The following is a 12,492-nucleotide window of genomic DNA, read 5'->3' as shown; positions in this document are numbered from 1 at the left end:
ACATGTGGCCAACTTGTTCACTCGGGCAGCGTCAGGCCGGCGACTTCACAGCGGGAGAGCAGCCACGGCAGGTGCGGCGTCCCGCTCTGACCTTGGCCGCGCGCGGCGACCACCAGCGTGATGTCGCCGACCCGCATCACTACCCGGTTACCGCTGGCGTACGCCTCGTCCCCGACTCCCGGCAGCGGGGTCGCTGCTCGGCGCCCGTTCGCATGCCACGCGAGCCGCCCGGCCGTGCCGCCGCCCCATTCCGCGCGTAGCAGCAGGCTGCTGTCGGCCTCGGAACGGAAGTCAACGCGCTGCAGCTGCCGCTCCGCGCGTACCGGCTGACCGACGAGCCGTGCCACGTCATCGACTGACAGCGGAAGCGGGCCCGGCGTGCGCACCTCGCCGAAGAAGTCCGTAAGCGGCGGGCCGGCCTGTTCGGCTGCGACCGCGGCCACCGGCCGGGCTTGCGCCGGTGCTCGCCGGGTCACCGTGATGACCCGTCTGCTCCACGGCCGGGCGGTGATCGTCACGATGTCGCCGGTGCCGTAGCGCTCGCTCCGCCTGGCGGGCAGGCCCCAGGCCGTGGTCGTGTCCGCGGTGCCGTCGTCGATCACCAGGTAGTCGAGTTGGGGGCGGTCGTTGTGCTGCCGCCAGGGACGGCACGCGAGCACTTCGCCGGTGACCTGCTTGGATCCCGTCAGGTCGAGCAGGGCACGGATCAGCACGTAGAGGCCAGCACCGATCAGCGCGTACCCGGGTAGCGCGTACCCGCTCGCGCGACCGGTCACGCCCGCGACGACCGAGCCGACCACCATGAACAGCACCGCCTGCAGGATCAGGGTGCCGGTGGTGCTACCACACCAGGGACCCCGCGGGTAGCGGACCCGGATCTGGCGCCAGCCGCCTTGGTACGACGACCACAGCCGGCGCTGGGTGCCGAATTTGAGATCGAGCACGTCACTGGCCTGCCGGGTGACGCCCAGGGCGGCGCCGTACGCCAGGTAACGGTCCCAGACCGCCACTGCCGAGGGCGGCAGTTCCGCGAACTGCTCGTGGTGTTGCAGCCAGGTTTGCACCCCCAGCCAGCGGGAGGCGGCCTCCAGCCCGGCCGGGGTGCCCCGCTCCCCGGTGTGCTGCACCACGGCGACGAGCAGGGCGGCCAACATCAGGGACCAGGCGAACGCCGTGAAATGATGGGTGTAGTGCACGGCCAGGCAGCCGCACAACACGGCGACCGCGAGTACGCCGTAGTACAGCCCCTTCATCATCGTCCGGCTGAACCGGCGCTGCGACAACCCGGCCGCCCGCGCGTCGGCGACCACGGCGGCACGCAGCCGGCTGTTCCACGCCCTGGACTCGTTGCGGTTGCGGAAGGCCAGCGCGGTCAGCGGCACCACCCCGTCGACAGCGAGCCCACGGACGCGCTCCAGCACCTGCCGTTCGTACGGGCGTAGACCGCCCAGGTTCGGCTGGTTGCGGGTCAGGTGCACGGTGGTCCGGTAGGGGTCGGCATCCGGCTGACGCAGCTCGTAGTAGCCGGCCGCGGCCAGGTCGAGGACCGTCGACTCGGCCGTGTCGACGCTCGTCGACCAGCCGTTGACCAACATGCTGACCACCGCCGGCGGCTCCGGACCAAGGTCCATGGTTGCCGGTCCTACCGGCGGCGCCACCGGGCGGGTGACGATGCGGCACGATCCGTATGCGATCAGCCAAAGCCCTACGGCGGCCACGGCGATGATGAGTTCGAGCATCGGTCTAGAAACTGACTTCGACCGGGCCACGTTCCGAGCCAACCGCCGCGAACAACTCCCGCCGGTGGAAGCCGAACACACCTGCGATCAGATTGGCGGGAAAGCTCTCGATCGCCGTGTTGTACTGCTGCACGGCGTACGTCACGAACTGCCGCGAGTACGCGATCTTGTCCTCGGTAGTGGCGAGCTCGGCCTGCAACGCCGCGAAGTTCTCGTTCGCCCGCAGTTGCGGGTAGGCCTCGCCGAGCGCGATGAGCCGGCCCAGCGCCCGGCTCAGCGCGCCCTCGGCATCGGCCTGGCCGGCATCGCCGCCGGAATGAGCCATCGCCGCACCGCGGGCGATCACCACGGCCTCGAGGGTGCCACGCTCATGCGCCGCGTAGCCCTTGACGGCCTCAACGAGATTCGGGATCAGATCGTGCCGCCGCTTGAGCTGCACATCGATCTGCGACCCAGACGCATCGACCTGATTGCGCATACGGACCAACCTGTTGTACACGCTGACCAGCCACACCGCGAGCAGCGTCACAACAGCCAACCCGACGAGACAGGCGACCACAATCGATGTCATGACGGGCAAAGATAGCCCTCCGGTCCAGGCGTGGCGACGGTGGCACCCCTGGTTGACTGATCGGCACGCCACGGCCCAAGCGGAAACTCGAATCCAAGGCCAACTCGTTGCGCAGGTCGCGCAGCGAGCCGGCGTGCACTACCAGAGCCTGGTAAAGCAGATGCGGGCCGGCGCCGCTGTAACCCCAGCCGAACACCATGTCCGAGCGGAAGTGTCGCCGTTATCGTTGACCGGTGATCGGCAACCTTGAGACGTTCCAGGACGAGTTGGCCGCCAGCGGGTTTCCGCCGCTGGTCAACAAGCTGGCCGGGGCCGGCTTCCGGGGCCGGGTCGCCACCCGCGACCTCGGGCCGCTGCGGCTGGTCTCTCTCGACACGCCCGAGAGCGCCTGTATCGGGCGGGGGCGCGACGCCTCCGACGGCAAGAACCTGGCGGTCAAGGTGATGACCCGGGGCCGGACGCGGATCGAGCAGGGGCGTGGCGACGCCGAACTCGGGCCGGCCGACCTGGTGCTGCTCGATCCCACGCGTACGCTCCGGTTCGAGAGCACCGCCGCGGCGCACGTCACTATCCTGGTACCGCGCCGGGAGCTTCGGATCCGGCCCGCGCAAATTGACCGGCTCATCGGCGTACGCATCGACGGTAGCCACGGTCCGGGCGCTCTCGTGTCCGTGCTGGCCCGGGAGACGGCGCGGTCGGCGAACGAGTTCCGCGAGGCGGAGGCGCTGCGGTCGGCGGCGGCGATCATCGAGCTGATCGCGGTCGCACTGGAGGCCCGGCTGGGCGACGAACAACCGGCCTCGGACGACGGGTTGCGGGACCGGATCGCCGGCTACATCGAGGCCCGGCTCGCCGATCCCGACCTGTCCCCGCCCAGCATCGCCGCCGCCCACCACATCTCCGTACGCCGGCTGCACAAGCTGTTCGAGGACCAGCCGCTCACCGTCGCGGCTCTGATCCGGCGTCGCCGCCTGGAGCGCTGCCGGGCCGAGCTGACCGTAGGCGGACGTACGGTCACCGCCGTGGCCGCCCGGTGGGGGTTCTCCGATCCCACCCATTTCAGCAAGCTCTTCAAGACGACGTACGGCTACAACGCCCGCGCACTGGTAACCAGCAACCGTGCGCAGACGACCAAGACGCGCACGGCCGACCCGGAACAGGATGGTGGTGACCAAGGCAAGCAATAGCAATGGGAGAAGTCGTGGCGAAGGTAAACATCGTCCGCCCCGGTGAGGGCGAGATCCTCGGCAGCGGGGCTCAGCAGATCCGGATCCTGGAGAATGGCGAGCACACCGACCACCGGCTGGGGTTCGCCGAGGTCACCATCCCGCCGGGCGCCCCGAGCCCATTGCAGCACCGCCATGCCCAGCACGACGAGGGCTTCTACGTACTGGCGGGGACGTTCCGGTTCACCGTCGGCGAGGACCAATATGACGCCGGGCCGGGCACCTGGGTCATCGTGCCGACCGGGGCGCCGCACACGTTCGCCAACGTCGGCGACGAGAACGCGGTCATGCTGAACACGTTCACGCCGGACCTGTACGTGCAGTATTTCCGCGACTTCAAGGCCATGATCGATTCCGGGCAGCCGGTCAACGCCGAGACCATGAAACCGCTGTGGAAGAACTACGCCACCGAGATCTCGAACGAATACGCCTCGTGAAGCGCCTTCAGTACGACCGCTACGGCGGCCCGGAGGTAATGCGACTCGCAGAGTTCGAGCCACCACGACCGGGTCAGGATGAGGTTCTCCGGGTGAACATCCACCGGCGTGACCACCTCGGTGGCGTCCTTCACCAATACGAGCACGCCGCCTGAGCTGCCCGGATGGCGTTCTCGGCAGGTACAACGCTGCGGTTCGGCCTGTCAACGATCGACACGAACGGACAGGTGGCGGACGCCGTGTCATTCCGGCGCGACACATCGGCTAGTGTGCATCGGTGTCAGGCCTTCAGCTCGCCGTGGATTTCGGCACCTCGAACACGGTCGCGGTGCTGCGCTGGCCGGACGGTCGGGCGCAGCCGCTGATCTTCGACGGTTCGCCGATGCTGCCGTCGGCGGTGTTCCTCGGAGCCGACGGGCAAGCTGTCACCGGCCGCCACGCTCAGCGGTACGCCGGCAGCGACCCGGCGCGGTACGAGCCCCACCCGAAGCGCTGCATCGACGACGGCGACGTGCTGCTCGGCGACACGGCGGTGCCGGTGGTCGGCCTGATAGCGGCCGTCCTGAGCCGGGTGGCCGCCGAAGCGGTGCGGGTCGGTGGTGCGCCGAGCACCCGCACGGTGCTGACCCATCCGGTCGGCTGGGGGCACCGCCGGCGCGAGGTGCTGCTGGCGGCCGCCGGCCGGGCCGGCTTGAACAACGTCGAGCTGCTCGCCGAGCCGTTGGCCGCCGCCGCGTACTTCACCCGCGTTCTCGATCGGCCGGTGCCGGTCGGGAGCGCGATCGTGGTGTACGACTTCGGCGGCGGCACCTTTGACGTGAGCGTGGTGCAGCGCCGGTCCGACGAGGATTGGCAGGTGCTGGCCGGCGACGGGCTGAACGACGTGGGTGGCATCGACCTGGATCACGTCATTGTGACCCGCGTCGCTGACGCGTGCGCCGACACCGACCCGGCCGGTTGGCGGCGGCTGGTCGAGCCGGTGACGCCGGCCGAGCGCCGGTACCGCCGGATGCTGCTCGACGATGCCCGCGATGCCAAGGAGCAGTTGTCGATGGGCAGCACCGCGCCGATCCATGTACCGCTGCTGAACGCCGAGACGTTCGTGACGCGTGAGGAGTTCGAACAGCGAGCCCGGCCGCTGATCGAGCGCACGATCTCGCTCACCGCGACGACGCTGGCTGCCGCCGCGGTCCCGGCGGATCTGATCGCCGGCGTGTTCCTGGTCGGCGGCGCCAGCCGGATCCCGCTGGTCGCGACCCTGCTGCACCGCCGCCTCGCCGTAGCGCCCACGATCATCGAACAGCCCGAGCTCGTCGTTGCTCAAGGAGCGCTGGACGCCACCGGCCTGGCCATCGGTCCGCCCGCCGACCCGACCGCGGACCTCGTTGTCGGCGGGACCACCGACCCGGCCGCCGATCTTCCGGCCGCCGGGCCGACAACCCGGCCGCCCGCGGACCCACCGCCGCACCCGCCCCGGATCGGGCCATCATTCCCGGCGGCCGGGACCAGGACCGCGCCGCCGCCGCACTACCGGACCGGCCGGTCCGTCCCCCTCGTGGTGGGCGCCGTGGTGGTGGTGGTCATCGTCCTGATCATCTGGGGACTGGTCGACCTCGGCGACCAGGGCACGGGGAGCCGCACCGGCGACACTCCGGCCGCGGCCACCTCGTCCGCGTGCACCCAGCCCGACGAGTTTTTCACCCCGGTCAGCAACAAGGACCTGTTTTGCACCCCCGCACTGAAGCAGTTCGCGCAGCCGTGGCTGGGCACCTCGGATTGCAGCGGCAACGGCGGTGTCGCAGGGGCCACGGAAGCCGTCACGTGCGAGAAGCGGGACTGGACCGTCACGTTCATCATGTGCGCGAGCGGGCGGAACGACTGCCCGGAGGGCCGGCAGAACGCGCAAGCTGGCGCCAAGGTCTCCGCGGTCACGCCCTACCAGGCACAGGGCATCAGTGGCACCCGGATCACGGGCAGCCGCGACGGTGTTCCGTTCGTGTACTGGGACAGCGACAGTTCGCCGGCCACGGGCCTGCTGGTCAGCAAGACATTCAACGGCACGCCGTACGTCAACGGGGACAGTCTGGAGACCATCTGGCAGCAGAACACCAGCTGATCGACCCACCGCCCGCCCGCGAGCCAGGCGTCGAGCGGGCCGATCATGATGTCCTCTCGCATGATCACGTTGCGGGGATGGTCGATGGCGTTGGCCAGCGCGTACTCCTGGGGAAACCGGCAGCGGTAGTAGGCCACGCCGTGCGAGGACTGGCCTTGCTGGGTCCTGCTCATGCCAAGGGATGCCGGCGCCGGTGCGGAATGCCTCGACGAGCTGGTCGATGCCGGCGAACCAGCCACGTATCATCGTGGCGCCGCCACCCATGAAGGCCGGCGATGCCTCGTGGGCGAGCACGGCGGCGGCCTCGGCCGCGAGCGTGTACCGCCCGTCGCCCTCCCGGTAGGTGAGGAATCCGGCGGCGGCCTGCTGGAACAGCCACTCGTGCAGGTAACGGGCCGCCGTGCCGGTGCGGGCGCCCAGTTCCTCCGGGGTGGCCGGTCCGTCGTCGGCGAGTGCCCCGGTACAGCCCGAGCTGGTCGCCGACCGCCACCATGGCCGTGGTGGCCGCGCCGGTCATCGCGCCGAGCAGGCGGTGCACGTTCTGTTCGAGCAGATCAGTGTTCATCGAAACCTCGCAACATGGTTGGGTCGTTGGGCTGTTACAACAGTTCGGCCAGCAGCGTGGCGGCGCGCGCGGCGCCGTCGGGGGCGACCGGGTGGTAGGCCGTGTGTTTGCCGATCTCGGTCGCCACCACCTCGGCCAGGTGATCGGGTGTGACGTCGGCATGGTCGTCCATCCGGCGCAGCGCCTGGAAGGCGTGCAGGTCGTGCTCGGCCGACTCGCTCTCGATGTGCGCCGACTCGTTGGCCAGCCACCGGCTCGCCGGGTGCACCCGCCCGCCGGCATGCTCCAGCGCACGGCTGACCGGGTGCTGGGCGAGCCAGTCAATGTCCACATCGGACACCTGTCGGCGCAGTTCCTGGGCGACCGCCAGGTCCCGGCGGGCGTGCCCGAGGCCGATCGGCGAGGACAGATAGAGCGGCGCGCAGACCCGGCTCGGCCCCCTGACGGCGGAGGAGGCCGCCGCCCTGGTCGGTCTCTCGTTCCTCGGCGGCGAGGCGATCATCCTGCTCGGGGACAAGAGTTGGACGCGGCGGGTGCGAACGGCGCTGCGCAGCCTGGGCACGCTGATCCGCCACATCGAGGGGAACTGACTCGGCCGGGCCACGCGGCAAGGCAGCCCTTGGGGCACCGAACCAGCGAAGACGGCCGCCCGAACGGACCTTCGAGGTCCGTCCCGCAGGGGCGGCCGCGACCCGCTGCCGCCGACGTGCCGAACCGCGTCGTCACGCCACGACACACGCAGGGCCCGGAGTCACCCGCTCCGGGCCCTGCGTCATCACCTTGCCGCTGCCAGAGCGGGAACTTCGCCGGGGCCGCACCTCGGGCCATGGTTTCCGAGCCGACCACCACAAACGATTCATATCAATCGCGAACACGGCGAGCGGAGACGCAAGGCATAACACTTTTTGAGCAACTATTTTCAGCGCCCGACCCTCCAGGACGGGTATTCGCGCTGTTTTCATGGCGACCCGCAGCTCCCAAGGGGGCACTCTGTGGAACATTGACACTTTTCGTTACCGTGGTAATAGTAAGTGCACATCGCTCCCATCGGATATCTGGTCTACGGCCGGCGCAGCGATGCGGTCTACCCCGTTCCCGCGGACCTGTTCCACGACTGGCCGCCGGCCATCTCGGCCAGCGCCCGACCGCACAGCCGCCGCCGATGCGCCACACCCGAGGAAGCGCCGTATCGGCACACCCCTTGGAGAGTGGGATGAGCAAACGTACAGCGGTCAGCGCAGGGCTGGCGGCCGTCTTCATCGCGGTCGCCACCGCGGTCATGGCGCTCGGTGCGACCTCGGCAGATGCCGCGGTCGGCGGATCCGGCCCCTACCCGGCCGACTACGAGACTGCGAGCAACCTGCCCAACCACACGATCTACCGCCCGCAGAACCTTCCGGCCGAGCGCATGCCCGTGTTCGTCTGGGGCAACGGCGGCTGCTCGGGCAACGGGCTGGACCAGCAGAACTTCCTGCGTGAGATCGCCTCGTACGGCTTCCTGGCCATCGCCAACGGCGCTCCCGGTGGCTCCGGCAGCACCAACTCGACGATGCACACCGCGTCCATCGACTGGGCCGTGTCGGAGAACGGCCGGCAGGGCAGCAAGTACTTCGGGAAAATCGACACCTCGAAGATCGCCGTGGCCGGCTGGTCGTGCGGCGGGCTGGAGGCGTACGCCGTCTCCAACGACCCGCGGGTCACCACCACCGCCATCTTCAGCAGCGGGCTGCTGAATGACGCCGACGACTACCAGCTGTGGCGACTGACCAAGCCGATCGCCTACTTCATCGGCGGCCCCAGCGACATCGCGTACCCGAACGCCATGGACGACTGGAACAAGCTGCCAGCCGGGCTGCCCGCCTTCATGGGCAACCTCAACGTCGGGCACGGCGGCACCTACGGCCAGACCAACGGCGGCGAGTTCGGCCGCGTCGCGGTGCTCTACCTCAAGTGGCGCCTGAAGGGCGACACGACCGCCGGCACCAACTTCGTCGGTTCGAACTGCGGACTGTGCAACACCCAGTGGCAGGTGCAGCAGAAGAACCTCACCCTCGGCGACACGCCGCCGAGCAGCCCGCCGCCCACCAGCCCGGCACCGGGCACTCCCGGTCAGATCCGCGGGGTGGGCTCGAACCGCTGTCTGGACGTCAGCGGAGCGAGCCAGTCCGACGGTGCGGTCGTGCAGATCTGGGACTGCAACGGCGGCGCCAACCAGGCCTGGACGGCGACTTCGAGTAACCAGCTGACGGTGTACGGCAACAAGTGCCTCGACGCCCCGGGTACCGCCGCAGGTGCGCGGGTCCAGATCTGGACCTGCCACGGTGGAGCCAACCAGCAATGGCGGCTCAACACCGACGGCTCCATCACCGGCGTCCAGTCCGGCCTGTGCCTGGACGCGACCGGCCGAGGGACAGCCAACGGCACGGCGGTGGTGCTGTGGACGTGCAACGGTGGCAGCAACCAGCGCTGGACCCGTTCCTGACACCGGCCACCGACCCGCGGCTGACGTTGTAGGGCAGCGACACCGGACCACCGTGGGCCGGGAGTCTCGAACGGATTCCCGGCTGGGGCCTGACCCACCGCAGGGCAAACCTCCACTCCGACCGCGGCAATACACCTCTACCGCGTTTCGCGCGACGCTGGCCACGTCGACCTTCGACCGGTCTGGCCGGATCGTCGGCGGTCGTATCGAACACACCGACTATTCGGCGTCAGGGCCACAATCCTCCGGCCGTTGGCGCCCGGGGCGCCACCGCAACGGCTACTCGTCGGCATCGGCCAGTAAGGCGGCGGCCGGTGCGACCAGCGTGTTACGCTCGGCGCGCACCGGCGGCCCACAGCGCTTGCCACGCAGCTGTCGCATCAGTCCGAACGCAGGCGGGTCCACGCGCGGACGACGGCTCGTCGGTGCTCTGCGAAGCCTCGCCACTGTCGAGTGCCGCATTCCGCTGTTGCTGTACCGGCGTGGACAGCCGATCCGCCGCCGGTGACGACTGCGACGGCCCGACCGGAGACATCTGCCATGACGATCGATGCCGACGACGCGCAACTGCGTCGCCACCTTCGCGACGCCGAGGTGCCCGCCCTACTGATGACGGTGGCGCACCTGACCGGCGACACCTCGATCCTTCGCGACGACCTGCGCCCGCCCGGCTGGCTGTTCCTGCCACAGGGCGGCCTGACCGCCCGGCAGCGGGAGGAGGCCCGAGCGCTCGGGGCCGCGGTGCTGGCCGGGCTGCGAGGCGGAGCGCCAGCACCGGCACCGGACGCGCCGACGCTGCACCGGATCAGCAGCTGGGCATTGGGCATGGACACTGCGGACCTGGTACCGCTGCTGGCCGAGGAGATCGCGCTGCCCGGCGCCGACCTCAAGGCGCCCGGCTGGAGCCGTGACGACCTGCCTGGCGCACGGGACGTCGAGGTGGCCATCGTGGGCGCCGGGATGAGCGGCCTGCTCGCCGCGTATCGGCTGAAGCAGGCCGGCGTGCCGGTCGTCGTCTACGAAAAGAACAGCGACGTCGGCGGCACCTGGTTGGAGAACACCTACCCGGGGTGCCGGGTCGATGTGCCCAGCCACCTGTACAGCTACTCGTTCGCGCGGCGCGCCGACTGGGAGTACCACTTCAGCACCCAGGACGACCTGCTGCGGTACTTCATGGACTTCGCGAAGCAGCACGGCCTGTACGAACACATCTGCTTGGACACCGAGGTGCGCGCTGCCACGTGGGACGAGCCGGCGGGCCGGTGGCGGCTCACCCTGGACGGGCCCGACGGTGAACGCACGGTCACCAGCACCGTGCTGGTGACCGCCGTCGGGCAGCTCAACCGGCCGCACGTGCCCGGCATTCCGGGCCTCGACGAGTTCACCGGCCCGGCGTTCCACTCTGCCCGCTGGGACCACTCGGTTCGGCTCGCCGGACAGCGGGTCGCGGTCGTCGGCACCGGCGCGAGCGCCATCCAGTTCGTCCCCGAGATCGCGAAGACGGCCGGCGAGCTGCGGATCTTCCAGCGTACGCCGCCCTGGCTGCGGCCAACCCCGAACTACCACCAGCCGGTCGCCGACGGGCTGCGCTGGCTGCACGAGCACCTGCCGTACTACTCCGCCTGGTACCGCTTCTGGCTGCTGGCGCCCGGGCTGCACCACGTGCTGGAGGGCTGGGTCGTCGACCGGGACTACCCGCCGAGCGAGAGGGCGGTCTCGGCGGTCAACGACACCCTCCGCGCGACCCTGACCGGCTATACGAGGGGCCAACTCGCCGGGCGGCCCGACCTTGAACGGCTGGTGATACCGGCCTACCCGGTCGGCGCCAAGCGGATCCTGCGCGACAACGGCACCTGGATTGCCACGCTGAAGCGCAGCAATGTCCGGCTCGTGAGCGAGCGGATCGAGCGGATCACGCCGGAAGGGATCCGGACCACGGACGGCGCGGAGCATCCGGCCGACGTCATCATCTACGGCACCGGCTTCGCCGCGTCGCAGTTCCTCGCCCCGATGACGGTCACCGGCCGTGGCGGCATCGACCTGCACCGGTCCTGGAACGGCGACGCCCGCGCGTATCTCGGCCTCACCGTGCCCGGCTTCCCCAACCTGTTCTGCCTCTACGGGCCCAACACCAATCTGGCCGGGCACGGCGGCAGCATCATCTTCCTATCGGAGTGCGGCGTCACCTACCTGCTCGACGCGGTCCGGCATCTGCTCGGCGCGCCGCACCGGGCGGTCGAGGTGCGCCGCGACGTCTGCGACGCCTTCAATGCCGAAGTGGACGCGGCCAATGCAGAGCGCGCCTGGGGCTTCTCGAAGGCCGGCGGCTGGTTCGTCAACCAGGCGGGCCGCTCGGCGCAGAACTGGCCGTTCCCGGCGCAGGAGTACCGGCGGCGCACCCGCCGGTTCGACTCGGCGCAGTACCTGCACCTGCCGTGACGGTCCGGGCGACCTGACCGGCATCGTGCAGGGCGCGGACTCCCTCCGGCAGGATCGGGTGGTACCACTGCCAGACGTGGAACATGTGCGGCCAGTGGTGCAGGATCGCGTGTCCACCGGCGGTGCGGATGCCCTCGACGAGCATCAGGGCGTCGTCGAGCAGCACCTCCTGGCCGCCGACCTGGACCAGCACCGGTGGTAGGCCAGCGAGGTCGCCAAAGATGGGCGAGATCTCGGGATGCCGCCGATCGGCGCGGCCGGCGTACAGCTCAGCCATCGCCAGGAGATCCTCGGTGGCCAGCACCGGATCCGCCGACGCCAGCTCCTGGTGGCTGCGCAACGAGCAGGTCAGGTCCGTCCACGGCGAGAACAGCATCAGCAGGTCCGGTGCTCGGGCCCCGTCGTCGCGCAGGCGCATCGCCACCGACACGGCCAGGCCCGCTCCCGCCGAGTCGCCGGCGATGACGACCGGCCCGGCCGGCGCCACGGCCCGGATCGTCTCCATAGCGGCGACGGCGTCGGCGACGGCCGCGGGGAACGGGTGCTCGGGACCTCTGCGGTAGTCCAGGATCAGGCAGGCGGCCTCGGTGAGGTCCGCCAGCCGGCCCGCCAGGTGCCGATGTGACCGGGCCGATCCCATGCAGTAGAAGCCGCCGTGCAGATAGAGCAGGACGGGCCGGCCGGCGGCGGGGCGACGGATCCAGGTCCCGGACGCCGCCCCGATCGGTACCGCCTCGCCGCCGGCCGGCGGCGCCGCGAACGCCTCGGCCGCCCGTTCGTACGCGATCCGCCGTTGATCAAGGGCGGCCGGACGGCGCAGCGCCGCGTGCTGCAGCATCTGCCGCACCAGCGCCGCGTTCGCCGACGGTCGATCGGACACGGTCAGGTCGGAGACGGTCAGGTCGGAGTACGTCATC

General features: G+C 70.1%; 10 protein-coding genes and 1 pseudogene. 5 read left to right on the top strand and 6 right to left on the bottom strand.

Annotated features, from left to right (window positions below; all coding sequences use genetic code 11):
* Positions 1–17: 17 nt before the first annotated feature.
* The gene (locus tag AB0B76_RS43240) at positions 18–1,769 is read right to left on the bottom strand and encodes a hypothetical protein (RefSeq protein WP_360386955.1); all 1,752 of its coding nucleotides are present in this window, start codon (positions 1,767–1,769) and stop codon (positions 18–20) included.
* Entirely contained in the window at positions 1,744–2,310 is a 567-nt protein-coding gene (locus AB0B76_RS43235) for a LemA family protein (protein ID WP_360386952.1), read from the bottom strand. Before AB0B76_RS43235 ends, AB0B76_RS43240 begins: the two co-directional genes overlap by 26 nt.
* Positions 2,311–2,543: 233 nt before the next feature.
* Here AB0B76_RS43235 and AB0B76_RS43230 point away from each other — a divergent pair, with 233 nt between their 5' ends.
* A complete protein-coding gene (locus tag AB0B76_RS43230; protein ID WP_360386949.1) occupies positions 2,544–3,497 on the top strand; it encodes a helix-turn-helix domain-containing protein in 954 nt (317 codons plus the stop codon).
* Between the two features lie 14 nt (positions 3,498–3,511).
* Complete coding sequence (locus tag AB0B76_RS43225; protein WP_360386947.1) at positions 3,512–3,973, top strand: cupin domain-containing protein; 462 nt, start codon at positions 3,512–3,514, stop codon at positions 3,971–3,973.
* Here AB0B76_RS43225 and AB0B76_RS43220 read toward each other — a convergent pair.
* Positions 3,937–4,107: a hypothetical protein gene (locus tag AB0B76_RS43220; RefSeq protein WP_360386944.1), complete on the bottom strand. Its 171-nt coding sequence runs from the start codon at positions 4,105–4,107 to the stop codon at positions 3,937–3,939. The genes AB0B76_RS43225 and AB0B76_RS43220 overlap by 37 nt on opposite strands.
* 143 nt (positions 4,108–4,250) lie before the next feature.
* Between AB0B76_RS43220 and AB0B76_RS43215 the strand changes: the two genes are divergently transcribed.
* Positions 4,251–6,089 (top strand): Hsp70 family protein, encoded by a 1,839-nt coding sequence (locus AB0B76_RS43215; protein ID WP_360386941.1) that lies wholly within the window; start codon positions 4,251–4,253, stop codon positions 6,087–6,089.
* A gap of 345 nt (positions 6,090–6,434) precedes the next feature.
* Here AB0B76_RS43215 and AB0B76_RS43210 read toward each other — a convergent pair.
* Together AB0B76_RS43210 and AB0B76_RS43205 are read right to left on the bottom strand one after the other, a co-directional pair.
* A pseudogene (locus AB0B76_RS43210) lies at positions 6,435–6,509 on the bottom strand (hypothetical protein); the annotation flags it as partial.
* 179 nt (positions 6,510–6,688) lie between these two features.
* Positions 6,689–6,985: a hypothetical protein gene (locus tag AB0B76_RS43205; RefSeq protein WP_360386939.1), complete on the bottom strand. Its 297-nt coding sequence runs from the start codon at positions 6,983–6,985 to the stop codon at positions 6,689–6,691.
* 882 nt (positions 6,986–7,867) lie between these two features.
* Between AB0B76_RS43205 and AB0B76_RS43200 the strand changes: the two genes are divergently transcribed.
* Together AB0B76_RS43200 and AB0B76_RS43195 are read left to right on the top strand one after the other, a co-directional pair.
* A complete protein-coding gene (locus tag AB0B76_RS43200) occupies positions 7,868–9,136 on the top strand; it encodes a ricin-type beta-trefoil lectin domain protein (protein ID WP_360386936.1) in 1,269 nt (422 codons plus the stop codon).
* A gap of 540 nt (positions 9,137–9,676) precedes the next feature.
* Positions 9,677–11,575: an NAD(P)/FAD-dependent oxidoreductase gene (locus tag AB0B76_RS43195; protein ID WP_360386934.1), complete on the top strand. Its 1,899-nt coding sequence runs from the start codon at positions 9,677–9,679 to the stop codon at positions 11,573–11,575.
* On the opposite strand, the gene AB0B76_RS43190 is transcribed toward AB0B76_RS43195, so the two are convergent.
* Complete coding sequence (locus tag AB0B76_RS43190; RefSeq protein ID WP_360386931.1) at positions 11,472–12,491, bottom strand: alpha/beta hydrolase; 1,020 nt, start codon at positions 12,489–12,491, stop codon at positions 11,472–11,474. The genes AB0B76_RS43195 and AB0B76_RS43190 overlap by 104 nt on opposite strands.
* Position 12,492 lies beyond the last annotated feature (1 nt).

The organism is Dactylosporangium sp. NPDC049140 (genome assembly GCF_040648435.1).
This window is presented reverse-complemented; position numbering and strand designations above follow the sequence as displayed.

Coding starts and splice junctions, on each gene's coding strand:
- AB0B76_RS43235 (WP_360386952.1), bottom strand. CDS start 2,310: ATGACATCGATTGTGGTCGCCTGTCTCGTCGGGTTGGCTGTTGTGACG.
- AB0B76_RS43200 (WP_360386936.1), top strand. CDS start 7,868: ATGAGCAAACGTACAGCGGTCAGCGCAGGGCTGGCGGCCGTCTTCATC.
- AB0B76_RS43195 (WP_360386934.1), top strand. CDS start 9,677: ATGACGATCGATGCCGACGACGCGCAACTGCGTCGCCACCTTCGCGAC.
- AB0B76_RS43190 (WP_360386931.1), bottom strand. CDS start 12,491: ATGACGTACTCCGACCTGACCGTCTCCGACCTGACCGTGTCCGATCGA.